The 25656-nt window shown below is 73.6% G+C and carries 28 protein-coding genes and 1 pseudogene; 8 read left to right on the plus strand and 21 right to left on the minus strand.

Translation table 11 applies throughout. The annotated features are described in order from the left end of the window. Nucleotides 1-169 precede the first annotated feature (169 nt). From RI138_RS06555 to RI138_RS06585, 7 genes are read left to right on the plus strand one after another with little or no spacing between them, the layout of a single operon-like run. Entirely contained in the window at nt 170-1261 is a 1092-nt protein-coding gene (locus RI138_RS06555; protein ID WP_311119139.1) for an ADP-ribosylglycohydrolase family protein, read from the plus strand. After that, nucleotides 1258-2511, plus strand: coding sequence for an ADP-ribosylglycohydrolase family protein (locus RI138_RS06560; protein WP_311119140.1), 1254 nt, complete (start codon nt 1258-1260; stop codon nt 2509-2511). The genes RI138_RS06555 and RI138_RS06560 overlap by 4 nt, the downstream gene beginning before the upstream one ends. Further along, nucleotides 2438-3631 carry an ADP-ribosylglycohydrolase family protein gene (locus RI138_RS06565; RefSeq protein WP_311119141.1) on the plus strand — a complete coding sequence of 398 codons (1194 nt, stop codon included), beginning with the start codon at nt 2438-2440 and terminating at the stop codon, nt 3629-3631. The genes RI138_RS06560 and RI138_RS06565 overlap by 74 nt, the downstream gene beginning before the upstream one ends. Beyond that, entirely contained in the window at nt 3628-4995 is a 1368-nt protein-coding gene (locus RI138_RS06570) for an ADP-ribosylglycohydrolase family protein (RefSeq protein ID WP_311119142.1), read from the plus strand. Before RI138_RS06565 ends, RI138_RS06570 begins: the two co-directional genes overlap by 4 nt. Further along, nucleotides 4992-5882 carry a ribokinase gene (gene rbsK / locus RI138_RS06575; RefSeq protein ID WP_311119143.1) on the plus strand — a complete coding sequence of 297 codons (891 nt, stop codon included), beginning with the start codon at nt 4992-4994 and terminating at the stop codon, nt 5880-5882. Before RI138_RS06570 ends, rbsK begins: the two co-directional genes overlap by 4 nt. Then, a complete protein-coding gene (locus tag RI138_RS06580; protein ID WP_311119144.1) occupies nt 5879-7075 on the plus strand; it encodes a CaiB/BaiF CoA transferase family protein in 1197 nt (398 codons plus the stop codon). The genes rbsK and RI138_RS06580 overlap by 4 nt, the downstream gene beginning before the upstream one ends. Next, entirely contained in the window at nt 7072-7899 is an 828-nt protein-coding gene (locus RI138_RS06585) for an HpcH/HpaI aldolase/citrate lyase family protein (protein WP_311119145.1), read from the plus strand. Before RI138_RS06580 ends, RI138_RS06585 begins: the two co-directional genes overlap by 4 nt. Nucleotides 7900-7966: 67 nt before the next feature. On the opposite strand, the gene lgt is transcribed toward RI138_RS06585, so the two are convergent. From lgt to hisI, 11 genes are all read right to left on the minus strand, one after another. Next, complete coding sequence (gene lgt, locus RI138_RS06590) at nt 7967-8917, minus strand: prolipoprotein diacylglyceryl transferase (RefSeq protein ID WP_311119146.1); 951 nt, start codon at nt 8915-8917, stop codon at nt 7967-7969. A gap of 129 nt (nt 8918-9046) precedes the next feature. Beyond that, nucleotides 9047-9874, minus strand: coding sequence for a DsbA family protein (locus RI138_RS06595; protein WP_311119147.1), 828 nt, complete (start codon nt 9872-9874; stop codon nt 9047-9049). 75 nt (nt 9875-9949) lie between these two features. Continuing rightward, nucleotides 9950-10762, minus strand: a complete 813-nt coding sequence (gene trpA / locus RI138_RS06600) for a tryptophan synthase subunit alpha (RefSeq protein ID WP_311119148.1) — start codon at nt 10760-10762, stop codon at nt 9950-9952. Beyond that, nucleotides 10759-12045, minus strand: coding sequence for a tryptophan synthase subunit beta (gene trpB, locus RI138_RS06605; protein ID WP_311119149.1), 1287 nt, complete (start codon nt 12043-12045; stop codon nt 10759-10761). The genes trpA and trpB overlap by 4 nt, the downstream gene beginning before the upstream one ends. Nucleotides 12046-12172: 127 nt before the next feature. Continuing rightward, a complete protein-coding gene (trpM, locus tag RI138_RS06610) occupies nt 12173-12415 on the minus strand; it encodes a tryptophan biosynthesis modulator TrpM (RefSeq protein ID WP_311119150.1) in 243 nt (80 codons plus the stop codon). 18 nt (nt 12416-12433) lie between these two features. Further along, nucleotides 12434-13243 (minus strand): indole-3-glycerol phosphate synthase TrpC, encoded by an 810-nt coding sequence (gene trpC, locus RI138_RS06615; protein ID WP_096632082.1) that lies wholly within the window; start codon nt 13241-13243, stop codon nt 12434-12436. Between the two features lie 115 nt (nt 13244-13358). Further along, a complete protein-coding gene (locus RI138_RS06620) occupies nt 13359-13952 on the minus strand; it encodes a DUF2752 domain-containing protein (RefSeq protein ID WP_311119151.1) in 594 nt (197 codons plus the stop codon). Between the two features lie 101 nt (nt 13953-14053). Next, a complete protein-coding gene (locus RI138_RS06625; protein ID WP_311119152.1) occupies nt 14054-14305 on the minus strand; it encodes an HGxxPAAW family protein in 252 nt (83 codons plus the stop codon). Nucleotides 14306-14416: 111 nt separating this feature from the next. Then, nucleotides 14417-15079, minus strand: a complete 663-nt coding sequence (locus tag RI138_RS06630) for a TIGR02234 family membrane protein (protein ID WP_311119153.1) — start codon at nt 15077-15079, stop codon at nt 14417-14419. A 14-nt stretch (nt 15080-15093) separates the two neighbouring features. After that, nucleotides 15094-16587 carry an anthranilate synthase component I gene (locus RI138_RS06635; protein WP_311119154.1) on the minus strand — a complete coding sequence of 498 codons (1494 nt, stop codon included), beginning with the start codon at nt 16585-16587 and terminating at the stop codon, nt 15094-15096. A gap of 11 nt (nt 16588-16598) precedes the next feature. Next, nucleotides 16599-16979, minus strand: a complete 381-nt coding sequence (hisI, locus tag RI138_RS06640; RefSeq protein ID WP_311119155.1) for a phosphoribosyl-AMP cyclohydrolase — start codon at nt 16977-16979, stop codon at nt 16599-16601. An 84-nt stretch (nt 16980-17063) separates the two neighbouring features. Between hisI and RI138_RS06645 the strand changes: the two genes are divergently transcribed. Continuing rightward, on the plus strand, nt 17064-17696 hold the full coding sequence (locus RI138_RS06645) for a TIGR03085 family metal-binding protein (RefSeq protein WP_311119156.1): 633 nt from the start codon (nt 17064-17066) through the stop codon (nt 17694-17696). Between the two features lie 42 nt (nt 17697-17738). Here the strand turns inward: RI138_RS06645 and RI138_RS06650 are convergent. The 10 genes and pseudogenes from RI138_RS06650 to hisD all read right to left on the minus strand — a co-directional run. Beyond that, a pseudogene (locus RI138_RS06650) lies at nt 17739-18185 on the minus strand (MFS transporter); the annotation flags it as partial. A gap of 9 nt (nt 18186-18194) precedes the next feature. Beyond that, nucleotides 18195-19544: a PucR family transcriptional regulator gene (locus tag RI138_RS06655; RefSeq protein ID WP_311119157.1), complete on the minus strand. Its 1350-nt coding sequence runs from the start codon at nt 19542-19544 to the stop codon at nt 18195-18197. A gap of 214 nt (nt 19545-19758) precedes the next feature. Then, a complete protein-coding gene (hisF, locus tag RI138_RS06660) occupies nt 19759-20514 on the minus strand; it encodes an imidazole glycerol phosphate synthase subunit HisF (RefSeq protein ID WP_096631057.1) in 756 nt (251 codons plus the stop codon). Next, nucleotides 20511-20927 (minus strand): RidA family protein, encoded by a 417-nt coding sequence (locus tag RI138_RS06665; RefSeq protein WP_311119158.1) that lies wholly within the window; start codon nt 20925-20927, stop codon nt 20511-20513. Before RI138_RS06665 ends, hisF begins: the two co-directional genes overlap by 4 nt. Next, nucleotides 20924-21649, minus strand: a complete 726-nt coding sequence (gene priA / locus RI138_RS06670; RefSeq protein ID WP_096631060.1) for a bifunctional 1-(5-phosphoribosyl)-5-((5-phosphoribosylamino)methylideneamino)imidazole-4-carboxamide isomerase/phosphoribosylanthranilate isomerase PriA — start codon at nt 21647-21649, stop codon at nt 20924-20926. Before priA ends, RI138_RS06665 begins: the two co-directional genes overlap by 4 nt. Next, a complete protein-coding gene (hisH, locus tag RI138_RS06675) occupies nt 21649-22302 on the minus strand; it encodes an imidazole glycerol phosphate synthase subunit HisH (RefSeq protein WP_096631062.1) in 654 nt (217 codons plus the stop codon). The genes priA and hisH overlap by 1 nt, the downstream gene beginning before the upstream one ends. Nucleotides 22303-22312: 10 nt before the next feature. After that, complete coding sequence (locus RI138_RS06680) at nt 22313-22480, minus strand: hypothetical protein (RefSeq protein WP_179500280.1); 168 nt, start codon at nt 22478-22480, stop codon at nt 22313-22315. Beyond that, nucleotides 22477-23073, minus strand: coding sequence for an imidazoleglycerol-phosphate dehydratase HisB (gene hisB / locus RI138_RS06685; RefSeq protein ID WP_096631064.1), 597 nt, complete (start codon nt 23071-23073; stop codon nt 22477-22479). The genes RI138_RS06680 and hisB overlap by 4 nt, the downstream gene beginning before the upstream one ends. Then, on the minus strand, nt 23070-24203 hold the full coding sequence (locus RI138_RS06690) for a histidinol-phosphate transaminase (RefSeq protein WP_311119159.1): 1134 nt from the start codon (nt 24201-24203) through the stop codon (nt 23070-23072). Before RI138_RS06690 ends, hisB begins: the two co-directional genes overlap by 4 nt. Next, entirely contained in the window at nt 24200-25522 is a 1323-nt protein-coding gene (hisD, locus tag RI138_RS06695) for a histidinol dehydrogenase (protein ID WP_311119160.1), read from the minus strand. Before hisD ends, RI138_RS06690 begins: the two co-directional genes overlap by 4 nt. Nucleotides 25523-25656 lie beyond the last annotated feature (134 nt).

Below are 25656 nucleotides of genomic sequence, written 5' to 3' on the forward strand. Positions count from 1 at the left end.
TGGCTTACCACCTCTCTGACCTGCGAAGAAAGGCCAGCCTCAGCTATCCGGCCGGGATCATCCGAGTGGCTCTTTTCCCGCCGTTTCCCGCCTCCGGCGGCCCTGTGCGTGGCACAGATACGGACAGGGCCCGGATACGGACTCGCCGGACGAGCGGAAGGGCGACGCGATGGACACGGCCGTCGGCAAGGAACGGGCCAGGGGTGCGCTGCTGGGCCTGGCGGTCGGGGACGCGCTCGGCGCCCCGGCGGAGAATCTGCGGCCCTCCGAGATCCGCCGCCGCTGGGGCCGGATCGAGGGCTTCGTGAACGAGGACCCGGCGGGCACGGACGACACGGAGTACGCGATCTTCTCCGGGCTGCTGCTGGCCCGGCACGGCTCCGCGCTCAGCGTCACCCAGGTGGAGCGGGCCTGGCACCACTGGATCGCCGATCTCGACGAGGGCCCGTTCCGGGGGGCCGGGTTCAGCGAGCGCGGCACCCTGGAGAACCTGCGCCGGGGCCTCGCCGCACCGATCTCCGCCCAGCACCGGCACGCCTGGAGCGACGGGCTCGCGATGCGGGCGGCCCCCTTCGGAGTGTTCGCGGCGGGCCGCCCCGCCGAGGCGGCCCGGCTGGTGGCGGTGGACGGCCGGGTCAGCCACGAGGGCGAGGGGATCTACGGGGGCCAGGCGGTGGCGGCCGGGGTGGCGGCGGCCATGGTCGGCTCGGGCCTCGCCTCGGTGATCGCGGCCGCACTGTCGGTGGTCCCGATGGATTCCTGGACGGCCCGCTCGCTGCGCCGGGCGGTGGCGGCGGCCCAGCGGCCCTACCCGGACCGGCTCACGATGGAGCGGGCGGTGCGCTCGGCGGTGGTGATCGCCGGCTACCCGTGGACGGACCTCGCGCCGGAGGCGGTGGGCCTGGCCTTCGGGGCGTTCACGGCGGCGCGGGGCGACTTCCGTACGGCGGTGCTGACGGCCGTCAACATGGGCCGGGACGCGGACACGACGGCGGCGGTGGCGGGGGCGCTGGCCGGGGCGCTGAACGGGCAGAGCGCGATCCCGCCGGACTGGGCGGGCGCGATCGGCCCGGTCCGGGGCAGCTGTCTGCCCTCGATGCGCGGCTACCACGTACTGGACATCGCGGAACTGCTCACCCCGGAGGACCCGGACACGGCGGACACCCCGCAGGAGCGGGGCGGCGGCCGAGAGCCCGCGGCCGTACGGGACATGGCATCGGTGGCGGCCGCCTTCGAGCCGGTACGGGAGGAGCGGCGATGACGGAGCCACGCGAGGCGGGCCGCACCGGGGCCCGTACCCCCTCCCGCCGCGCCCGGATCGAGGGACTGCTTCTCGGGCTCGCGGCCGGGGACGCCGCCGGGTGGCCCGCCGCGCGGCACCGGGCGGCCCGGATGCCCGAGTGGACCCGGCGGCTCACCCGGGAGCTGGACACCTTCGCCGAGCAGAACGCGACCACCACGCTCCCGGTGCCCATCGCCCTCAACCAGCCGCCCGAGCCGCTGCGGCTCGGGCCCTCCGACGACGCCGAGTGGGCCGCGTTCGCCGCCCGTACGGTGCTGGCGGCGGCCGCCGACGGGGCGGACGGCCTCTCCCCCGGGCGCCGGATGCGGGACGCGGTCGACCGGGCCTGGAACGCGCTGGCCGCCGCGGTCGCCGCCGCCAGTGCCCGGGCCCCCGAGGTCGAGGCGGCGGTGCTGCCGCTGCGGGCCCGGATCTCGGTGCGGGCCGGGCTGGGCAATCTGGCCGCCGGGCTGCGGCCGCCCGCCACCGGGCACGACAACCCGCACTACTTCGACGACGCCGCGTGCGTACGGGCCGCCGTCCTCGCCGTGGTCCACCCGGGCGACCCGCAGGAGGCCGCCGCGCTCGCGGAGTTCGACGCCCGCTACACGCAGGACGGCGACGGGGTGCACGGGGCGCGGGCCATGGCCGCCGCGATCGCCGAGGCGCTGGCCGGGGCGGACGTCGACACGGTGGTCGACGCGGCCCTGGCCCAGCTCCCCGACGGCACCGAGATCGCCCGTAACGCCGCGCACGCGGTCCGTCTCGCCCGGGAGTTCACGGACGAGAGCGCCGGGGCGTTCGCGCTGGTCCCGGTCCTGGAACACCAGATCGTGGACCACGTCTACAGCTACGGGATCGCGGCGGCGGAGACCGTACCCGTCGCCCTCGCCCTCACCACCGCCGCCCGGGGCGAGATCGCCCAGGCGCTCCCGGCCGCCGCCTGCCTCTCCCGGGTAGCGGACTCCGCGCCCGCCCTCGCCGGGGCGCTGACCGGGGCGATCGGCTCGGTCTCCGCCGTACCGGCGGGCTGGCGCGAGGCGTGCCGGACGCTCGCCGGCTGCGCGCTGCCCCGGCTCGCGGGCACGGATCTGATCGAACTCGCCGGGCTGCTGGCAGCCACGGAACCGGCCACCCCGGGTGGACAATTCCGGCATGACGCCTACAACGGCCGTGGAACCCGCCCTCTCGGTACCGCACCCCTCCCCCAGCACGCCCGGACTCGATGACCGCATCACCCGGTCCCTCGTCGGAGCCGCCGTCGGCGACGCCCTCGGCGGGCCGGTCGAGGGCTGGACGCCCGAGCAGATCGCCGAGCGCCACGGCGGCCGGGTGACCGGGATCGTCGGCCCCTGGCACGGCGAGAACTGGCGCACCGCGCGCCCCGTCGCCCCGTACCACAAGGGCGACGGGCACGTCACCGACGACACCCTGATGACCCACGCCCTGGTCCGGGTCTACGACCGGGTCCGCGATCATCTCGACGCGTACGACATCGCCGACCACCTCGTACCGGATCTGCTCTCGCCCCGCTGGATTCCCGAGCTGGAGGCCGAGGCGCTGCCGCTCCAGCGGATCTTCCTGGCGGAGAAGTGGCTCGTGGCCCGGCTGCACTACGGGCACGTCGACCCGCGCGAGGCCGGTGCGGGCAACATCGTCAACTGCGGGGCCGCGATGTACATGGCCCCGGTCGGCCTGGTCAACGCCGGTCACCCTCAGGCCGCGTACGCCGAGTCCCTGGAGGTCTCCGCGCCCCACCAGTCCTCCTACGGACGGGAGGCCGCCGGGGTCTTCGCGGCCGCCGTCGCCGCCGCCTGCCACCCGGACGCCACGCCGGACACGGTGGTCGACGCGACCCTCGCGCTGGCCAAGGACGGCACCCGGTCCGCGATCGAGGCCGTCTGCGAAGTCGCCTCGCACCACGACGGCTTCGAGTCCGCGCTCGCCCCGCTGCGCGCCGCCGTGGAGCCGTTCGACACCGTCGGCCCCGACTACCGCAGCCCCTCCCTCGGTGCCCGCCGCCCCTCCCGGCTGCACACCATCGAGGAACTGCCCATCGCGCTGGGCATGCTGCTGGTCGGCGGTGGCGACTACCGGCGTACGGTGCTCGGTTCGGTCAACTACGGGCGGGACTGCGACTCCATCGCCACGATGGGCGGCGCCATCGCGGGCGCGCTCGGCAGCGAGGTGCCCGCCGACTGGGCGGCCACGGTCGCGGAGGCGAGCCGACTGGACCTGGAGGCCCCGGGCCGGACGCTGGCTCAGGTCGCCCGGGAGGTCTTCGCCCGGGACCTGGAGCGCCGCCGGGCCCACGAAGAGGCGTTCACCGCGCTGGCCGGTGAGTGGTGAGCGTCCGGCTGACCTGGGTGCAGCCCGAGGACCTGGTCGGGCACGAGCTGCGGCAGGCCGCGCAGGACGGCCGGGACGCCCGGGAGATCGAGGAGCGCTGGTACGCGGCCGGGGGCGGCCCCGCCCCGGACCGCGCGGGCGCGTCCGAGCCGCCCGCACCACCCCGCCTGCGGGCGCTGGCCGGTGAGCTCCTGGACGAACTCGCCCTGCTGGAGTCGCCGTTGGCGGCCGATGAGCCGACCGCGCTGGACGAGATCGTGGCCGCCTGCCCGCACTGGCCGGGCGTGCCCGAGGCCGCACCCCTCGTCGGGCGGGACCGGCTGCACGCCGCCTGGCTCGGCCGGGCGGCGGGCTGCCTGCTCGGCAAACCGGTCGAGAAGCTGCCGCTGACCGGCATCCGCGCGCTCGCCCGCCCCACCGGCAACTGGCCGCTCACCACCTGGTTCAGCGCGCGCGGGGTGCCCCCCGAACTGCTGGCCGCCCACCCCTGGAACCGCCGCTCGGCCCCCACCTCCCTCGCCGAGAACATCGACGGGATGCCGGAGGACGACGACCTCAACCACCCCCTGCTCACTCTCCTGTTGCTCCAGCGGCACGGACACGCCTTCACCACCGCCGACCTGGCCCGCCTCTGGCTCGACGCGCTCCCGGCCGGGCGCACCTTCACCGCCGAGCGCATCGCGTACGGCAACCTCCTCGCAGGCGTCGAACCGCCGGAGACGGCCCGCCGCCGCAACCCGTTCCGCGAGTGGATCGGCGCCCAGATCCGGGCCGACGTACACGGCTGGACCCACCCCGGCGACCCGGCCGGGGCCGCCGCCCAGGCCCACCGCGACGCGGTCCTCACCCACACCGCCAACGGGGTGTACGGCGCGATGTTCACCGCGGCCGCGCTCGCTGTGGCGGCGGGCGGCGAGAGCGATGTGCACGGCTGTCTGGCCGCCGGGCTGCGGGTGGTGCCGCCGCACTCGCGGTACGCCCGCGCGATCCGCCTCGGCATCGAAACCGCCCGCACGGAAAGGGAGTTCGATGTCGTCGTGGACCGGCTGCACGACACGTACGCCGACACCCACCACTGGGTCCATGTGCTGCCGAACGCCGCCCTGCTCGCCGCCGCCCTCACCCACGCCGACGGCGACTTCACCCGGTCGATCGGCAGTGCGGTCTCCGGCGGCTGGGACACCGACTCCAACGGGGCCACCGCGGGCTCGCTCGCCGGGCTCCTCGCCGGCGCCCCGGACGCCCTGCCCGAGCACTGGACCGCCCCGCTGAAGAACCGCCTCGCCACCTCGGTACCCGGCTTCGACCAGGTCGGGTTCGACACCCTCGCCGCACTGACCCACCAGGAGGCTCTGCGCCCATGACCCGCATCGCGGTGCTCGGCAGCACCAATATGGACCTCGTCGTCTACACGGCCCGCGCCCCGGAGCGCGGCGAGACAGTCACCGGCCGGGAGTTCCGGACGGTTCCCGGCGGCAAGGGCGCCAACCAGGCCGTGGCCGCCGCCCGCGCGGGCGGCGAGGTGACGATGATCGGCGCGGTCGGCGACGACGCGTACGGCGCCCAGCTGCGCGACGGCCTCGAACACGCGGGGGTCGACACCGACCTCCTGCACACCGCCGAGGGCCCCAGCGGCACCGCGCACATCGTGGTCGACGACGCCGGGTCCAACGCCATCGTGGTGATCCCCGGCGCGAACGGCGTCCTCACCGCGCTCGGGCCCGGGGAGATCGCGGCGATCGCCGCGTCCGAGCTGCTGCTGACGCAGCTCGAACTGCCGCTGTCCGCGGTCGTGGAGGGCGCCCGCGCCGCCCGCTCCCAGGGCGTGCGGACCCTCCTCACCCCCTCCCCCGTACAGCCGCTGCCCGAGGAACTCCTCGACCACATCGATCTGCTGATCCCGAACGAGCACGAGGCCGCCGCGCTCTCCGGGCAGGCCGAACCGCACGCCGCCGCCCAGATCCTGCTGCGGCAGGTGCCCGAGGTCATCGTCACGCTCGGCGCGAAGGGCTGCCTGTACGCGGCCCGGGGCGGCGAGCCGGTGCTCTTCGAGGCGCCCGAGGTGAAGGCCGTCGACACGACCGGGGCCGGGGACACCTTCGTCGGGGCGCTGGCGGTGGCGCTCGGCGAGAAGCGGCCCGTCGCCGAGGCGCTGGCCTTCGCGTCCTCGGCCGCCGCGCTCTGCGTCCAGAAACCGGGCGCGTCCACGTCCATGCCGTACCGGAGCGAGATCGAGGCCGAGTCCGTATGAGTACGACAGCAGGCCCCCTGACCGGGCTGAAGGTCATCGACCTCGCCACCCTCTTCGCCGGACCGCTCGCCGCCACCGTGCTCGGGGACTTCGGCGCCGATGTGATCAAGGTCGAGCACCCCCGTAAACCGGACCCCTCGCGCGGGCACGGGCCCGCCAAGGACGGTGTCGGCCTGTGGTGGAAGCTGCTCGGCCGCAACAAGCGCACCCTCACCCTCGACCTGTCCGCGCCCGGCGGCCGGGACGTGGCTCTCCAGCTGGCTGCCGAGACCGACGTGATCATCGAGAACTTCCGGCCGGGGACGCTGGAGCGCTGGGGGCTCGGCCCCGAGGAACTGCACGCCGTCAACCCGCGCCTGGTGCTGGCCCGGGTCACCGGCTTCGGCCAGTTCGGGCCGTACGCCCACCGCCCCGGATTCGGGACGCTGGCGGAGGCGATGAGCGGGTTCGCGGCGATCACCGGGGAGCCGGACGGGCCGCCGACGCTGCCGCCGTTCGGGCTGGCGGACTCGATCGCGGCACTGGCCGCGGCGTACGCGGTGATGGCCGCGCTCGCCGGGCGGGAGAAGACCGGCGAGGGGCAGGTGGTGGACCTGGCGATCATCGAGCCGATCCTCACCGTGCTGGGCCCGCATCCGCTCTGGTACGACCAGCTCGGATACGTCCAGCCGCGCACCGGCAACCGCTCCCGCAACAACGCCCCGCGCAACACCTACCGCACCGCCGACGGCCACTGGGTCGCGGTCTCCACCTCCGCCCAGTCCGTCGCGGAGCGGGTGATGCGCCTGGTCGGCCGCCCGGACCTGATCGAGGAGCCCTGGTTCGGAGCGGGCACCACCCGGGCCGAGCACACCGAGGAGCTGGACGAGGCGGTCGGCCACTGGATCTCCCGCCACAGCCGCGAAGAGGTCCTGAACGGCTTCGAGAAGGCGGAGGCGGCCGTCGCGCCGATCCATGACGTACGGGAGGTGATGGAGGACCCGCAGTACCGGGCACTGGGCACGCTCGCGGAGGTCGACGATCCGGAGCTGGGGCCGCTGCGGATGCAGAACGTCCTCTTCCGGCTCTCCGGGACGCCGGGCGGGATCCGCTGGGCGGGCCGCCCGCACGGCGCGGACACCGACGACATCCTCGCCGGGCTCGGCCTCTCGGAGAACCGGATCGCGGCGCTGCGGGCCCAAGGGGCGCTGTGACCGGCCACGGCACCCCGGTCCCCCCGCTGACCTGGCTGTACGTCCCCGGGGACCGGCCGGAGATGGTGGCCAAGGCGCTGGGCTGCGGGGCGGACGTGGTGATCGTCGACCTGGAGGACGCGGTCGCCCCCGACCGCAAGGAGTACGCGCGCGCCGCCACCGCCGAGCTCCTCGCGGACCAGGTCACGGCGGCCCCGGACGCGGTGCCGGTGCATGTCCGGGTGCACGGCGAGGACGACGTCCGGGCGCTGGCGGGGCTCCCGGGCCTCTCCGGGTTCCGGCTGCCGAAGATCACCCATGCGGTCTCGGTGCACCACGTGGCGGCGGTGGCCCCGGACGTACCGCTGTATCCGCTGCTGGAGTCGGCGCTCGCGATCGAGCACGCGTACTCGATCGCCACCGCCCATCACGACGTACGGGGCATCGCCCTGGGTGAGGCGGATCTCCGGGCCGATCTGGGCGTACGGGAGGACGCCGGGCTCGACTGGCCGCGCAGCCGGGCCGTGGTCGCGGCCCGGGCGGCCGCGCTGCCGCCGCCCGCCCAGTCGGTGTTCCCGGACGTCCGGGACCTGGACGGGCTGTGGGCGTCGTGCGTACGGGGGCGGGGGCTCGGGCTGCTGGGGCGGGCGGCGATCCATCCGCGCCAGCTGGAGACGATCGAGCGGGCGTTCCGGCCGACGGCCGAGGAGATCGAGGCGGCCGAGCAGATCGTGGCGGCGTCCGCCGTGGAGGCGGGCGCGCTGGCGCTGCCGGACGGCCGGTTCGTGGACGCTGCCGTGGTGGCGTCGGCCCGCCGCACACTGGCGATCGCCGGGCGGTCCTGAGGCCTGTCCTCGGGTCCGCCCGGCGATCGGGGGGTGCGGGGTGCGCCGGGTGACGGGCGCGCGAAGGTCAGCTCTTGTCGGCTGCCTCGGGGGCGGGCTCCTTCTTGAGCAGGTCGCTGCCCGTGCTGTCGGGCTCGGGCGCGTCCTCGGCGCCTTCCTGCTTCTCGGCGGAGTCGGCGTCGGCGGTCTTCGCGGCCTCGGCGTCCCGGTCCGGCTCGACGATCTCCTCACGGCCCGGGCGCAGCTTCGCGGAGATCACGATGTAGGTGACGGCCAGGACGAAGACGATGATCGCGGTCCACACGTTCAGGCGCAGGCCGAGGACGTGGTGGGCCTCGTCGACCCGCATGTACTCGATCCAGCCGCGACCGGCGCAGTAGGCCGCGACGTACAGCGCGAACGCCCGCCCGTGGCCGAGCCTGAAGCGGCGGTCGGCCCAGATGACCAGCAGCGCGACGCCGATGCACCACAGCGACTCGTAGAGGAAGGTCGGGTGGTAGGTCCCGGCGACCCGGTTCGGGCCCTCGCTGATCTCCAGCGCCCAGGGGAGGTCGGTGGGCTTGCCGTACAGCTCCTGGTTGAACCAGTTGCCCCAGCGGCCGATGGCCTGGGCGATGGCGAGGCCCGGGGCCAGCGCGTCCGCCCAGGCGGGCAGCGGGATGCCCCGGCGGCGGCAGCCGATCCAGGCGCCGACCGCGCCGAAGGCGACCGCGCCCCAGATGCCGAGGCCACCCTCCCAGATCTTGAAGGCGTCGATCCAGTTCTGGCCTTCGCTGAAGTAGAGCTGGTAGTCGGTGATCACGTGGTAGAGCCGGCCGCCGACGAGGCCGAAGGGCACCGCCCAGACAGCGATGTCGGCGACGGTGCCGGCTTTGCCGCCACGGGCGACCCAGCGCTTGTTGCCGAACCAGACGGCGACGAAGACACCGATGATGATGCAGAACGCGTAGCCGCGCAGCGGGATCGGGCCGAGCTCGATCACGCCGGTCGACGGGCTGGGAATGGAGGCAAGGTTCATGACGGAGTCGACGCTACCTTGCCGGGCGGTGGGTAGGCCAAGCCACCCGGCAACGTCTGCGTAACAGGGGCACGGCCACGGGTCCGTACGTCGGCTCCTTCCGGGGCTGTCCCGGGCCGTACCCAGGGATCAGGAAGCGGGGGCGGACGGGGTGGCGGTGCCCGGCTTCTTGCCCTTGTTGTCCTCGGCGACCCACTTCTTCAGGTTCTCCGGGGAGATCTGCTCGTCGCCCTTGCTCGGGAAGACGGACTCCCCGTTGAGCAGCACGGTCGGCGTGCCCTGGAAGCCGCCCTCGCGGAACGCCGTGTCGGACTTCCTCACCCAGCTGTCGTGCTCGCCGTCCTCCACGCAGCTGCGGAAGGCCGGCGTGTCGAGCCCCTCGACCTCACCGGCCAGCTCGATCAGCCGCCTGTTCTTGCCGAAGGCGTCGTCCGGCTCGGGAGGCTGGTTGCGGAAGAGGACGTCGTGATACGGGGCGAACTTGCCGACGTCCTGGGCGCAGGCGGCGGCGTTGGCGGCGCGCAGCGATCCGTTACCGCCGAGGTTGCCGTCAATGATCGTGGCGAGGTGATACTCCACCTTGACCTGGCCCTGGTCGGCCAGGTCCGTGATGGTGTCCCGGAAGGCGTTCTCGAACTGGGCGCAGACCGGACAGCGGAAGTCCTCCCAGATCGTGAGGGTGGACGGGGCGTCGGAGGCGCCGACCGGCAGCGTCAGGGAGTCCTCGCCGGTAGCGCCCGAGGGGGCGATGGCGGGGCCCGACGCGGTGTCCCCGCCGTCGTCCTTGCCCGCGTTGGCGGCGATCAGGCCGACCACGGCGGCCAGTGCCAGCACCCCGACCACCGCCGAGGCGACGATCAGCGTGCGGCGCCGCTTCTCGCGCCCCTTCTCCCGCTCGCGCTGCTGGGCCAGGCGCTCGCGCGCGCTTCTGTTTCCCTCAGGGATCTTGTCGCTCACACCCGGGGAACGAACCGGGGAGGCACCTCCGCGCCTCCCCGGCCCATAATCCACCCATTCGGGTGATTCAAGGCGTCAGCGCTTTCGAACGCCTACGGCCAGGTCGCCCGCCAGGGAGCGGACGGCGTCCAGACCCGCGGCCTCGTCGGGGGCGTCCAGCATGGCCTTGACGAAGGCCGAGCCGACGATCACGCCGTCGGCGAATCCGGCGACCTCGGCGGCCTGTGCGGCGTTGGAGACACCGAGTCCGACGCAGACCGGCAGCTCGGTGGTGGCGCGGGTGCGGACCACCAGCTCCTGGGCCTGGGCGCCGACGGAGGCGCGGGTGCCGGTGACGCCCATCAGGGAGGCGGCGTAGACGAAGCCGCTCCCGGCCGCCGTGATGGTGGCGAGGCGGGCGTCCTGACTGCTGGGGGCGACGACGAACACGGTCGCGAGGCCGTGCTTGTCGGCGTGCTCGCGCCACAGCGCGGACTCCTGGACCGGCAGGTCGGGCAGGATGCACCCGGCGCCGCCCGCCTCGGCCAGCTCGGCGGTGAAGCGCTCCACGCCGTACCGGTCGATGGGGTTCCAGTACGTCATGACCAGGATCGGGACGCCGGTGGCCTCGTGCGCCTCGCGGACCGTACGCATCACGTCGGCGATGCGGACCCCGCCGCGCAGGGCGATGTCGTCGGCGGTCTGGATGACCGGGCCGTCCAGGACCGGGTCGCTGTGCGGGAGGCCGACCTCGACGATGTCCGCGCCGCCCGCGACGACGGCCTTGACCGCCTCGATGCCGCCGTCGACGGTCGGGAACCCGGCGGGCAGGTAGGCGATGAGCGCCGCCCGGTCCTCGGCCTTCGCGGCGGCCAGGGTGGTGTTCAACAGCTCGATGTTGCCGCTCACTTGGCGTCCCCCTCGATCTCGGCGCGGTCGCTGTCGGCGTCCGCCTCGACGGCGGCGTCGGGGTCGTAGAGACCGAAGTAGCGGGCGGCGGTGTCCATGTCCTTGTCGCCGCGCCCGGACAGGTTGACGAGGATCAGCCCGTCCTTGCCGAGCTCCTTGCCCAGGTCCAGGGCACCGGCGAGCGCGTGGGCGCTCTCGATGGCCGGGATGATCCCCTCGGTGCGGGAGAGAAGGCGCAGGGCCTGCATGGCCGCGTCGTCGGTGACCGCGCGGTACTCGCCGCGCCCGATGTCCTTGAGGTAGGAGTGTTCCGGGCCGATGCCCGGGTAGTCCAGACCGGCCGAGATGGAGTACGGCTCGGTGATCTGGCCCTCGTCGTCCTGGAGGACGTAGGAGCGCGAACCGTGCAGGATGCCCGGCTCGCCCGCGGTCAGGGTCGCCGCGTGCTCGCCGGTCTCCACGCCGTGCCCGGCGGGCTCGCAGCCGACCAGGCGGACCCCGGCGTCCGGGATGAAGGCGTGGAAGAGGCCGATGGCGTTGGAGCCGCCGCCGACACAGGCGACCGCCGCGTCCGGGAGGCGGCCCGCGCGCTCCAGGAGCTGGCGGCGGGCCTCGACGCCGATGACCCGGTGGAAGTCGCGGACCATCGCCGGGAAGGGGTGCGGGCCCGCGACCGTGCCGAAGAGGTAGTGCGTACGGTCCACGTTGGCGACCCAGTCGCGGAACGCCTCGTTGATGGCGTCCTTCAGGGTGCGCGAGCCGGACTTCACGGCGACGACCTCGGCGCCGAGCATCCGCATCCGGGCCACGTTCAGCGCCTGGCGCTGGGTGTCGATCTCGCCCATGTAGATGGTGCAGTCGAGGCCGAAGAGGGCGCAGGCGGTCGCGGTGGCGACCCCGTGCTGACCGGCTCCCGTCTCGGCGATGACCCGGGTCTTGCCCATGCGCCTGGTGAGCAGCGCCTGGCCCAGCACATTGTTGATCTTGTGCGAGCCGGTGTGGTTCAGGTCCTCCCGCTTGAGGAAGATCCGGGCGCCGCCGGCGTGTTCGGCGAAGCGCGGGACCTCGGTCAGCGCGCTGGGCCGTCCCGTGTAATCGACCATAAGCGCGTTGAGCTCGGCGGCGAAGGCCGGGTCGGCCTTCGCCTTGTCGTACTCGACGGCGACCTCGTCCACAGCGGCGACGAGCGCCTCCGGGATGAACTTGCCGCCGTACGCGCCGAAATAGCCCTCGGCGCTGGGGATCAGACCCTCCGGGTCCGGAATGAAGAAGTCGGACGACATGTGACGTGCTCCTTGGCATGGCAACAGGTGGGTTCACCGTATGCGCGGAGCAGCGAGCGCCACCGGGATAGCGTGCGGTCGTACGTACGAAATACGACAGGTACCGCGGTACGTCGGCCGGGGCTCGCTACAGCGCGGACCCCGGGCGCCATCGCATCCCGTTGACCTGGCCAGGCTCGTCACCGATCACGTACCGCACCCGCCGTCCGTGCACGCGCCGGGCCGGGGCTCGGCAGCCTCGCGGCCTGCACCCCCGCGCCAGCGGGGCATGCGGGTCCCGGGCCGGGGCCCCGGCCGCCCTTCGGGCGACGACGGCAGTTTGACGACAGGCCCTACCCGGCCGGGTGCGGGGCACGGGACGGTCGGTCATGGTCGCGGTCGCTCCCGGTCAGCCGCGGCCGTGGCGGAGCGCCGGGTGTGCGCCCGCGGCGACCAGGTCGGCGACGGCGGCGCGCGGGTCGCGGCCGGTGACCAGGGACTCGCCGACCAGGACGGCGTCGGCGCCGGCGTTGGCGTACGCGATCAGGTCGTGCGGGCCGCGGACGCCGGACTCGGCGACCTTGACGATGTGGTCGGGGATCTCGGGGGCGACGCGCTCGAAGATGGAGCGGTCGACCTTGAGGTCCTTCAGATTGCGCGCGTTGACACCGATGATCTTCGCTCCGGCGTCCACGGCGCGCTCCGCCTCCTCCTCGTCGTGCGCCTCGACGATCGGGGTGAGCCCGATCGACTCGGCGCGCTCGATCAGGGAGACGAGGGCCTCCTGGTCGAGGGCGGCGACGATCAGCAGGGCGAGGTCGGCACCGTAGGCGCGGGCCTCCCACAGCTGGTAGGAGGTGACGATGAAGTCCTTGCGCAGGACCGGGATGTCGACCTTGGCGCGGACGGCCTCCAGGTCGGCGAGCGAGCCGCCGAAGCGGCGCTCCTCGGTGAGGACCGAGATGACGGACGCGCCGCCGGCCTCGTAGTCCGCGGCGAGCGCGGCGGGGTCGGCGATGGCGGCAAGGGCCCCCTTGGAGGGGGACGAGCGCTTGACCTCGCAGATGACGGTCACGCCCTCGCCGCGCAGGGCGGCGACTCCGTCCTTGGCCTGGGGAGCGCGGGCTGCGCGCTCCTTCAGCTCGTCGAGGCTGACGCGCGCCTGCCGCTCCGCGAGGTCGGCGCGAACGCCGTCGATGATCTCGTCGAGCACACTCACGCGAGCGGCCCCCTTCCGGAACGGTGAATAGGGAACAGGATCAGCCATACCGATGGTATCCGCAGGAGGCCCCGGGGCTCGCATCCGGCCGCGCCGCGTCCCACTACCTGGGCATTCAGGGGGCCAGCGCCGATCCGAACGGCAGATTCCGGACCACGGAGAAGATCAGGAGCAGGGCTCCGACGCCCCACCACCAGGCGGGAGCGAGCCGGATCCGCAGGGGCTGCCCGCGCCAGGCCCGCACCAGCCACAGCACCCAGACCACGGCGAAGAGGAAGTAGCCGGCGGTGGCGACGGCGTTGGCGGAGAAGGCGGCGCCGAGATCGCCGTGGATGAACGCGTGCGCACTGCGCAGTCCGCCGCAGCCGGGGCAGAGCGCGCCGGTGATCTTGAGCAGCGGGCAGACGGGGTAGTGGCCGGGCTCGTTGGGATCGACGGTCCCGACGTACGCGAAGGCGCCTGCGACGGCGGCGAGGATACCGAGGGGGGTGGCGAGTCGGCGCAGGCGGGTGGGTCCGTCCCCGCCCGTCCGCGCCGGAACGGACCGGGCCCTGTCCGGAGTCGGGCAGCCGGTCGGCGGCACGGTCCGGGGTCCGGGGCCCGGCGGTGAGGCTTCCGCGCGGGCCGGGCCGGTGGGCCCGGGGCCCGGCGGAGGGCTGGTGTCGGAGTCCGGCGGCTGGGCGGCGGCGGGGGTTGGCGAGGCGTCCACCCGGTGATTGTCCCCGCTGACGCGGAAAGGCGCAGCCCCGGTGGGGCTGCGCCTCGCTGCGTGTCACTCCGGTCGGTCGCCGGTGCGGGCCGGCGGCCGGCTCAGTGGGAGGTCTGGGCCTGTCCGGCGCGGGCCCGGGCCTCGGCCATCTCGGCGGACTCCTTCGGCATGCCGAGACCGGCGGCCCTCATCGCGAGGCCCACGAGTCCACCGGCGAAGATGACGGCGATACCGACCCAGAAGCCGAGCGGGTTGTCCGCCACCATGAAGACGCCTGCGACGCAGAAGCCGATGAAGGAGATGATGACACCGGTCCAGGCGGCCGGGGTGTGTCCGTGGCTGCTGCCCGCCATGAGTTGCTCCTTGTTGGTGTTGCGCTGTGGGTATCGCGGTGACTGGGGCCGCCGCCCGGGGGACGGCGCGCTCCCATTGTCCCGTACGGGGTGGCAGGACGTGAGCGGGGGTCACTCCTCGCGCGTCGGGTCCTCGCCGCGGTCCAGGGCCTTCCACAGCTCCTCGGGCCGCTCCGGGTCGGGGGCGGTGCGGGGGGCCTTGCGGGGGCGGGGGGTGCCGTCGCGTTCGTACTTCGCGGACATGGCGGGCCAGCGGCCGCCGTAGCGCAGGGCGAGGAGCCCGGCGAGCAGGATCAGCAGGCCCCCGGCGGCCGTGACGTAGGGCCAGGCGGTGTGGCTGAGGGCGTGCACCGTGGCCGCCGCGTCACCGGTGGTGCGGGCGGCCTCCTCGTCGAGGGCGCTGCTGTCGCCCGCCCCGGCCCAGGCGCTGACCGCGGCTCCGAGGCCGCTGAGGGCGAGGAGGGCCGCGACGATCCGGCGCCCCGCGCCGCGCACCGCGAAGACGGCGACGAGGGCGGCGAGCCCGACGACGGCGAGAGCGGCGGGGACGCCCGTGACGTCCCGGCCGTCGGCGGTCAGCGGCAGTGCGCCGCCGCCGGTGGCCGCCTGCCCCTCCGCCCACGTCTGCCCGGAGGCGAGGAGCACGACGGTCGCGCCCGCCGCGCCGAGGAGCAGACCGGCCGCGAGACTGCGGCGGCTCCCGGCGGAGTCGGGGGCGGTGTCGGCGGTTCGGGCACGGGGCTGGGGTACGGGGACGGCACTCACGCCCTCCACTATCCCCTACCGGTTCAGCGTTCGTTGAGCCGGTTGGCCGTATGGACGGCGCGGAGCACGGCGGCGGCCTTGTTGCGGCACTCGGTGTCCTCGGCGACCGGGTCGGAGTCGGCGACGACACCCGCTCCGGCCTGTACGTACGCGGTGCCGTCGCGGAGCAGGGCGGTACGGATGGCGATGGCGGTGTCGGAGTCCCCGGCGAAGTCGAGGTAGCCGACGCAGCCCCCGTACAGGCCCCGGCGGCTCGGCTCCAGCTCCTCGATGATCTGCATCGCGCGGGGCTTGGGGGCGCCGGAGAGGGTGCCCGCGGGGAAGCAGGCGGTCAGTACGTCGAAGGCGGTGCGGTCCTCGGTGACGCGTCCGGTGACGGTGGAGACGATGTGCATGACGTGGGAGTACCGCTCGATCGACATGAAGTCGACGACCTCGACGCTGCCCGGTTCGCAGACCCGGCCCAGGTCGTTGCGTCCGAGGTCGACGAGCATCAGGTGCTCGGCGCGCTCCTTGGGGTCGGCGAGCAGCTCATCGGCGAGGGCCTGGTCCTCCTGCGGGGTGGCCCCGCGGTGCCGGGTCCCGGCGATCGGGTGGACCATGGCCCGCCCGTCCTCGACCTTGACGAGGGCCTCGGGGCTGGAGCCGACGACGTCGAACCCGTCGAAGCGGAAGAGGTACATGTACGGGGACGGGTTGGTGGCCCGCAGCACCCGGTAGACGTCCAGGGCGCTCGCGGTGCACGGGGTCTCGAAGCGCTGGGAGGGGACCACCTGGAAGGCCTCACCGGCGCGGATGCGCTCCTTAATGTCCTCGACGGCCGCCTGGTAGGCCTCGCCGCCCCACAGGGCGGTGTACGGGGGCAGCTCGGACGGGGGCAGGGCGGCGGGGGCGTTCTCGACGGGGCGGCGCAGGTCCTGTTCCATCGCGTCGAGGCGGGCGACGGCGTCGGCGTGGGCCTCGTCGACGCCGGTGGAGAGGTCGTTGTGGTTGATCGCGTTGGCGATCAGCAGGACGGTGCCGTTCTGGTGGTCGAGGACGGCGAGGTCCGAGGTGAGGAGCATGGTCAGCTCGGGGAGCTTCAGGTCGTCGCCGCCGTGCTCGCCGATCTTCTCCAGGCGGCGCACGATGTCGTAGCCGAGGTAGCCGACCATGCCGCCGGTGAAGGGCGGCAGTCCCTCGTCGACGACCAGGTCTCGCGGGGTGTGCAGGGTCTCGACGGTGGCCCGCAGGGCCTCCAGCGGATCGCCGTCCACCGGGACGCCGACGGGCGGGGTGCCCAGCCAGTGGGCCTCGCCGTCGCGGGCGGTGAGGGTGGCGTCGCTGCGGACGCCGATGAACGAGTAGCGCGACCAGGTCCGGCCGTTCTCCGCGGACTCCAGCAGGAAGGTGCCGGGGCGTTCGGCGGCGAGCTTGCGGTACAGGCCGACGGGGGTGTCGCCGTCCGCGAGGAGGCGGCGGCTGACGGGAACGACGCGCCGGTCGACGGCCAGCTTGCGGAAGGTGTCGAGATCCATGGCCGGTGACCTTACTGGTCGAGGAGGGGAAGCACGTCGGCGTCGAAGCAGGTGCGGTCGCCGGTGTGGCAGGCGGCGCCCGTCTGGTCGACCTTGACCAGCACGGTGTCGGCGTCGCAGTCCAGGGCGACGGACTTCACCCGCTGGATGTGGCCGGATGTGTCGCCCTTGACCCAGTACTCCTGGCGGCTGCGTGACCAGTAGGTGCAGCGGCCCGTGGTGAGGGTGCGGTGCAGTGCCTCGTCGTCCATCCAGCCGAGCATCAGCACCTCGCCGGTGTCGTACTGCTGGGCGATGGCCGGGACCAGGCCGTCGGCGCCGCGCTTGAGGCGGGCGGCGATGGCGGGGTCGAGGCTGCTGGCGGGCGGCGTGGGGCCGGGCGTGCTGGTCATGGGCCCATTGTGCCGTGACGGCGGAGGCCTTCCGGGCGGACGTCCACTGGGCGGACCCCGGGTGACGGTCGTACGCTGGCGGGCATGTCGACCCATGCGAAGCGTGAACGTCTTCTGCTCGCCGATCTGTTGGAGGCGGCCGGTCCCGAGGCACTGACCCTGTGCGACGGCTGGAAGACCCGCGATCTGGCCGCCCATGTGGTGGTCCGGGAACGCCGCGCGGACGCGGCGGGCGGGCTGGTGCTGGGGGCCCTGAAGGCCCGGCTGGAGCGGGTGCAGGCGGAGTTCGCGGCGAAGCCGTACGAGGAACTGATCCAGCTGATCCGGACGGGCCCGCCCCGGTTCTCCCCGATGTCCCTCAAGCAGATCGACGAGGCGGCGAACACCGTGGAGTTCTTCGTCCACACGGAGGACGTGCGGCGGGCCCAGCCCGACTGGTCGCGCCGCGAGCTGGACCCGGTCTTCACCGATGTGCTCTGGTCGCACATCGAGAAGACCGCCCGGCTGCTGGGCCGCCGCTCCCCGGTGGGCCTGGTGCTGCGCCGCCCGGACGGCCAGACGGCGGTGGCCCACAAGGGCACCCCGGTGGTGACGGTGACCGGGGAGCCCGCCGAGCTGCTGCTGTTCGCGTACGGCCGGCAGAGCGCGGCGGACGTCGAGCTGGAGGGCGACAAGGACGCGGTGGAGCGGGTGGGGACGGCCGAGCTGGGGATGTAGGGCCCCTGCGACCTGGAGGACCCGTAGCGGAAGCCGGACAGGTCAGCGGGGCAGTTCGGCGCGGCGCAGCGCGGTGACGGCGAGTCCCGCCGCGCCGCCGCTCGCGCACACCGCCGCGCTGACCGCGAAGACCGGACCGGTGCCCCAGAGGGCGACGGCGGCCCCGGTGACGGGGTGGCTGAGCGGGACGACCGCGTACGTGAAGAACGTCGATACGGAGGTGACCCGGCCCAGGTACGCCGGGTCCGCCGCGGTCTGGACGAGGGCCCCGCACAGGGCCCCGGCCAGGCCGCCGGAGAGGCCCACGAACGCGGCGGTCGCGGCGGCCAGGGCCACGGAGGGCACCTGTGCCACGGCGGCGATGCCCATCGCGCCGACGAATGCGGTCAGGCACATGACCAGCCCGGCGCGCGGCACCCGGCCCCGAACGGCGAGCAGGAGGGCGGAGGCGGCCGCCCCGGCGGCGAACCCGGCGACGATCCAGCCCATGCTAGGCCTTCAGGTGCCGAGCAGCCGCCGCGCGGCCAGGGCGAGCGAGACCTCGACCGCGTCCCGGGGGCGGGTCAGGCAGCGGCCGGTGAGCTGTTCGAAGCGGCGGAGGCGGTTGAGGACGGTGTTGCGGTGGCAGTACAGCCGCGCGCCCGCCCGCTGTGCCGAGCCGTCCGCGTCCAGCCAGGCGGTGAGGGTCTCCACGATGACGTCCCGGTCGGCGGGGTCGAGCCGGTCCAGCGGGCCCAGCACCCGGTCGGCCAGCGCGGAGCCGAGGGCCGGGGAGGACACGACGAGGGCATCCGGGAGGTGCTCGTCGAGCAGGACGGTGCCGCCGGAGGCGGGACAGGCGCGCAGCGCGGTCTCCGCCAGCCGCCGGGCGTCACCGAGCGCGGCCAGACCCTCGACGGCGGAGCCGATCGCGGCGCGGGTCCCGGCCGGGGCGGTCAGTTCGGCGGCCAGCGCGCTCAGCTCACCCGGCGGGCCCGTCAGCGGCAGGATCGCGAACTCGGCGTCCGGGCCCGGGTGCCAGAGCACCGCCGCCCCCGGGAACGAGGAGGGCAGCGTCAAGGGCGGACAGGCGGCCGGCTGCGCGGACCGCGGCCCCTGCTCGGCGTGCCGCGTCCGCTGCGGCCCGCCCGCAGCGACGGCCGGCTGCCGCCCGCGCCCGGTGGCGGCCACCGCGAGCACCGCGTACCGGCCCTGCTCCGGCAGCCCCAGCATGGCGGCCGCCTCGGCGAGGTCCGCGATCCGGGCGGTCCCGTCGAGCAGGGCTGCGACCATGAGCCGCTGACGGTTCTCGCGCCGCCAGGACAGCCGCCGCTCGGCCTGCCGGTAGGCGTCCGCGACGATTCCGCAGTGCTCGTCGACGAAGTTCCAGACGTCGGCGGCGACATGGACGAGCAGCCGTACGTCGTCCGGGTCACGGCGGGCGGTCTCGTCCACGAGGTCCTGCCAGACCATCGCGCCGCCCATCCGGAACGCGTGCAGGACGGCGTCGAGCGGGACGCCCTGTTCGGCGCGGATCTCGCCGATCCCCCGGGACGCGCGGTGGGCGGCCTCCCGGAACTCCCGGGGCCGGATGAGCGAGCCGACGTTGTGCCGCAGCGAGTGGTGGACCTCCTGCCAGACCTCGGCCCGGTCTGCGTCGATGGCCGCCCGGTAGCCGGGCTCCTGTTCGTACAGGGCCTCGACGAGCCTGTCGGTGAGGGCCGGCAGCCCGGCGACGAGGACCCGGGCGGCCCGGTGCAGCACATCGACGGCCTCGCGGTCGGCCAGGGAACGCAGGCGCTGCGGCAACGGCGTCGCGGCGGGCGGTCCGTACGGCGCCCCGATCCGCGAACGTACGAGCTGTGGCATGGCGGCCTCCACCGGGAATCGGCCGGCCGCGCGAATCGGCCGGCCCGGCGCACCCGGCCCGGCAGGGCGCGAGCGCGGCCGAACGATCCTGACGCCCGCAGAATGACATACCGCCCAGTCGGTACCTAGGGGTCTGCGCGGAACTGGTCATCACGGTCCTGCAACCCCCGGCGGCGGGCGGCGGGCGTTGCAGGACCCTGGGACACCCCCTGCGTCAGCGGACGGGGTGGCCCGCTTCCCGCAGGGCGCCCTTGACCTCGGAGATCCGCAGGTCCCCGAAGTGGAAGACGGAGGCGGCGAGCACCGCGTCGGCGCCCGCCTCGATCGCCGGGGCGAAGTCCGCGAGGCGGCCCGCGCCGCCGGAGGCGATGACGGGGACGGTGACGTGCCGCCGTACCGCCTCGATCATCTCGGTGTCGTAGCCGTCCTTCGTGCCGTCGGCGTCCATCGAGTTGAGCAGGATCTCGCCCGCACCCAGCTCGGCGGCCCGGTGCGCCCATTCGACGGCGTCGATGCCGGTGCCCCTGCGTCCGCCGTGGGTGGTGACCTCGAAGCTGCCCTCCGGGGTGCGGCGGGCGTCGACGGAGAGCACCAGGACCTGGCGTCCGAAGCGTTCGGCGATCTCGCGGATGAGGTCGGGGCGGGCGATGGCGGCGGTGTTGACGCCGACCTTGTCCGCTCCGGCGCGCAGCAGCTTGTCCACGTCGTCGGGGGTGCGGACGCCGCCGCCGACGGTGAGCGGGATGAAGACCTGCTCGGCGGTGCGGCGGACCACGTCGTACGTCGTCTCGCGGTCGCCGCTGGAGGCGGTGATGTCGAGGAAGGTCAGCTCGTCGGCGCCCTCGGCGTCGTACAGCTTGGCCATCTCGACGGGGTCACCGGCATCGCGCAGGTTCTGGAAGTTGACGCCCTTGACGACCCGGCCGTTGTCGACGTCCAGGCAGGGGATGACCCGTACGGCGAGGCTCACTTCGTGCCTCCCCGGTAGGCCTCGACCTCGACCTCGACGACCAGGCTCGGGTCGACGAACCCGGACACGATGATCATGGAGGCGGCGGGGCGCACGGCGTCGAACAGCTCCTTGTGGGCGCGGCCGACCTCGTCGACGTCCCGGGCGTGCGTGATGTACATCCGGGTGCGGACGACGTCCTCGCGGGCGAGGCCCGCCTGCTCCAGCGCCGCGAACGCGACGCCGAAGGCGGTGACCGCCTGCTCGTACGGGGAGCCCGCGGAGATCTGGCCGTTCACCACGGAGGTGCAGCCCGCCACCAGGACGAGCCCGTTGGGAAGCTCGACGGCGCGCGAGTAGCCGAACTTCTCCTCCCAGGGGGCGCCGGTGGAGATCCGGCGCACGGCGGTGGCGGAGGCGGGGGTGTCCGTCATACGGCTACCGCCTGGAGCGCCTCTTCCAGGGTGAACGCCTTCGCGTACAGCGCCTTGCCGACGATCGCGCCCTCGACGCCTTCGGGGACGAGGAGGGAGATCGCGCGGAGGTCGTCGAGCGAGGAGACCCCGCCGGAGGCGACGACCGGGCGGTCGGTGGCGGCGCAGACGTCCCGCAGCAGGCCCAGGTTGGGGCCCTGGAGGGTGCCGTCCTTGGCGATGTCGGTGACGACGTAGCGGGCGCAGCCCTCGGAGTCGAGGCGGGCCAGGGTCTCGTAGAGGTCGCCGCCGTCGCGGGTCCAGCCGCGGCCGCGCAGGGTGGTGCCCCGGACGTCGAGGCCGACGGCGATCTTGTCGCCGTGCTCGGCGATGACCTTGGCGACCCACTCCGGGGTCTCCAGGGCGGCGGTGCCGAGGTTGACGCGGCGGCAGCCGGTGGCGAGGGCGGCCTCCAGCGAGGCGTCGTCGCGGATGCCGCCGGACAGCTCGACCTTGATGTCCATGGCCCCGGCGACCTCGGCGATCAGTTCCCGGTTGTCACCGGTGCCGAAGGCGGCGTCCAGGTCGACGAGGTGCAGCCACTCGGCCCCGGCGCGCTGCCAGGCGAGGGCGGCCTCCAGCGGGGAGCCGTAGGAGGTCTCGGAGCCGGACTCACCGTGGACGAGGCGGACGGCCTGGCCGTCACGGACGTCGACGGCGGGGAGCAGTTCAAGCTTCGGCATTACAGCGTCTCGATCCAGTTGGTCAGCAGCTGGGCGCCGGCATCGCCGGACTTCTCGGGGTGGAACTGGGTGGCCCACAGCGCGCCGTTCTCCACGGCGGCCACGAACCGTTCGCCGTGCGTGGCCCAGGTGACCCTGGGAGCACGGATCTTGGCGTTGGTGACTTCGAGGGACCAGTCGTGCGCCGCGTAGGAGTGCACGAAGTAGAAGCGGGCCTCGGGGTCCAGGCCCGCGAAGAGCCGGGAGTCCTCGGGAGCCTCGACGGTGTTCCAGCCCATGTGCGGGACGACGTCGGCCTTCAGGGGTCCGACCGTACCGGGCCACTCGTCCAGGCCCTCGGTCTCCACACCGTGCTCGATGCCGCGCTCGAACAGGATCTGCATCCCGACGCAGATGCCCATGACGGGGCGGCCGCCGGAGAGCCTGCGGCCGATGATCCAGTCGCCGCGGGCCCGCTTCAGCCCGTCCATGCAGGCGGAGAACGCGCCGACGCCGGGGACGAGGAGCCCGTCGGCGGCCATCGCACGGTCGTAGTCGCGGGTGATCTCGACGTCCGCGCCGACGTGGGCGAGGGCCCGCTCCGCGGAGCGGACGTTGCCGAAGCCGTAGTCGAAGACGACGACCTTTTTCCTGCCAGTCGTTTTGTCAGTCACAGCGTGCCTCTCAGTCCCACAGGCCCTGGATCCGCAGGACGCCCGCCACCAGGCACATCACGGAGCCGATCGACAGCAGCACGATGACGCCCTTGGGCATCCCCTGCTTGGCGAAGGAGTAGACGCCGCCGGCCAGGAAGAGGCCGACGACGATCAGGATGGTGTTGAGGCCGGTCACAGGGCGCCCTTCGTGGAGGGCAGGATGCCCGCGGCGCGCGGGTCGTGCTCGGCGGCGTAGCGCAGGGCCCGGGCGAGCGCCTTGAACTGGCACTCGACGATGTGGTGGGCGTTGCGCCCGTACGGCACGTGGACGTGCAGGGCGATCTGGGCCTGGGCGACGAAGGACTCCAGGATGTGCCGGGTCATCGTCGTGTCGTACGTGCCGATCATCGGCGCGATGTTCTCCGGCTCGGTGTGCACCAGGTAGGGGCGGCCGGAGAGGTCGACGGTGACCTGGGCGAGCGACTCGTCCAGCGGGACGGTGCAGTTGCCGAAGCGGTAGATGCCGACCTTGTCGCCGAGGGCCTGCTTGAAGGCGGCGCCGAGCGCGAGGGCGGTGTCCTCGATGGTGTGGTGGGTGTCGATGTGCAGGTCGCCGTCGGTCTTGACCGTGAGGTCGAAGAGGCCGTGGCGGCCGAGCTGGTCGAGCATGTGGTCGTAGAAGCCGACCCCGGTGGCGACATCGACCTTTCCGGTGCCGTCGAGGTTGATCTCGACCAGCACGGACGTTTCCTTCGTGGTGCGTTCCACGCGGCCTACGCGGGGGCTCATGCGTCGTGCTCCTTCTTGATTTCGCGTACCGCATCGAGGAACGCGTCGTTCTCTGCCGGGGTTCCTGCGGTGACCCGCAGCCATCCCGGTACGCCGTTGTCCCGGACCAGGACGCCCCGGTCGAGGATCCGCTGCCAGACGGCGTGGCTGTCGTCGAAGCGGCCGAACTGGACGAAGTTGGCGTCCGACTCGGTGACCTCGTAGCCGATGGCGCGCAGCTCTGTCACCAGCCGGTCGCGTTCGCTCTTGAGCTGCGCGACGTACCCCAGCAGCGTATCGGTGTGCTCCAGGGCGGCGAGCGCGGTGGCCTGGGTGACGGAGGAGAGGTGGTACGGCAGGCGCACCAGCTGGACGGCGTCGACGACGGCCGCGTCGGCGGCGAGGTAGCCCAGGCGCAGTCCTGCCGCGCCGAACGCCTTGGACATGGTCCGCGAGACGATCAGGTTGCGGCGGCCCTCGATCAGCGGGAGCAGCGAGGGGTGGTGGCTGAACTCGCCGTACGCCTCGTCCACGACGACGACCGAGGGCCCGGCGGCCTGGGCGGCCTCGTACAGGGCGAGGACGGTCTCGGCCGCCACGGCGGTGCCGGTGGGGTTGTTGGGCGAGGTGATGAAGACGACCTCGGGCCGGTGCTCGGCGATGGCGGCGCGGGCGGCGTCCACGTCGATGGTGAAGTCCGCCGAGCGCGGGCCGGAGATCCAGCCGGTGCCGGTGCCCCGGGAGATCAGGGCGTGCATGGAGTAGGAGGGTTCGAAGCCGATCGCGGTGCGGCCGGGCCCGCCGAAGGTCTGGAGCAGCTGCTGAAGGACCTCGTTGGAGCCGTTGGCGGCCCAGACGTTGGCGGCCCTCACCTCGTACCCGGCGGTGCGGGTGAGGTAGCGGGCCAGCTCGGTGCGGAGCTCGACGGCGTCCCGGTCGGGATAGCGGTTGAGGTCGCGGGCGGCCTCGCGGACCCGCTCGGCGATCCGGTCGACGAGCGCTTCGGGCAGCGGGTAGGGGTTCTCGTTGGTGTTGAGGCGTACGGGGACGTCGAGCTGGGGTGCTCCGTACGGGGACTGGCCGCGCAGTTCGTCGCGGATGGGGAGTTCGTCCCAGGGGTTGCGCGGGGTGGTGTCGCTGCCGTTCGTCACTGCTGCGGGACCTTCCATCCGAACCGTGCCTTCATCGCGGCGCCGTGGGCGGGGAGGTCCTCCGCCTCGGCGAGGGTCACGACATGGTGGGTGACCTCGGCGAGCGCGTCGCGGGTGTAGTCGACGATGTGGATGCCGCGCAGGAAGGACTGCACGGAGAGGCCCGAGGAGTGGCAGGCGCAGCCGCCGGTGGGCAGGACGTGGTTGGAACCGGCGCAGTAGTCGCCCAGCGAGACCGGGGACCAGGGGCCGACGAAGATCGCCCCGGCGTTCCGGACCCGGTCGGCGACGGCGGCGGCGTCGGCGGTCTGGATCTCCAGGTGCTCGGCGCCGTACGCGTCGACGACCTTGAGGCCGTCCTCGACCGAGGAGACCAGGACGATCGCGGACTGGCGGCCCGCGAGGGCGGGCTCGATGCGGTCCTTGACGTGCTTGGAGGCGGCGACCTGCGGGACCAGCTCGGCCTCCGTCGCGGCGGCCAGCTCCTCGGAGTCGGTGACCAGGACGGCGGCGGCCATCGGGTCGTGCTCGGCCTGGCTGATCAGGTCGGCGGCCACGTGCGCCGGGTCGGCTGTGGCGTCGGCGAGGATCGCGATCTCGGTGGGCCCGGCCTCGGCGTCGATGCCGATACGGCCCTTGAGGAGGCGCTTGGCGGCTGCGACGTAGATGTTGCCGGGGCCGGTGACCAGGTTGACCGGGAGGCAGTCCTCGGTGCCGTACGCGAACATCGCGACGGCCTGGGCGCCGCCCGCCGCGTACACCTCGTCCACACCGAGCAGGGCGCACGCGGCGAGGATCGTGGGGTGCGGCAGCCCGTCGAAGTCCTTCTGCGGCGGGGAGGCCACGGCGACGCCCTCGACGCCCGCCTCCTGGGCCGGGACGACGTTCATCACGACGGAGGAGGGGTAGACCGAGCGGCCGCCGGGGACGTAGAGCCCGACGCGCTCGACGGGGACCCACTTCTCGGTGACGGTGCCGCCGGGGACGACCTGGGTGGTGTGCGTGGTGCGGCGCTGCTCGCGGTGGACGAGGCGGGCGCGGCGGATCGACTCCTCCAGCGCCGCGCGGACGGCGGGATCCAGCTCCTTCAGGGCCAGGGAGAGGGCCTCGGCGGGCACCCGGACCGACGGGATCCGGACACCGTCGAACCTCTCCCCCCACTCGATCACTGCCGCGGAGCCACGATGGCGTACGTCCTCGCAGATGGGCCGCACCGTCTCCAGGGCGGCTTCCACGTCGAACTCGGCACGGGGCAGCAGGTCGCGCAGGGCGGCACCCTCGGGGAGGACGTCACCGCGCAGATCGATTCGAGAGATCACACGGCAATTCTCGCAGACCGCCGCAGGCCGCCGGTCGCCCGTATCACTGGCTGATACATGTCTCGGCCATGTCCGGCTGTCACTGCTGACCGCTAGCTTTCATCGCGTCACAGAGAGGGAAGAACAGCACTACA

Source organism: Streptomyces durocortorensis (assembly GCF_031760065.1).
GTDB lineage: Bacteria > Actinomycetota > Actinomycetes > Streptomycetales > Streptomycetaceae > Streptomyces.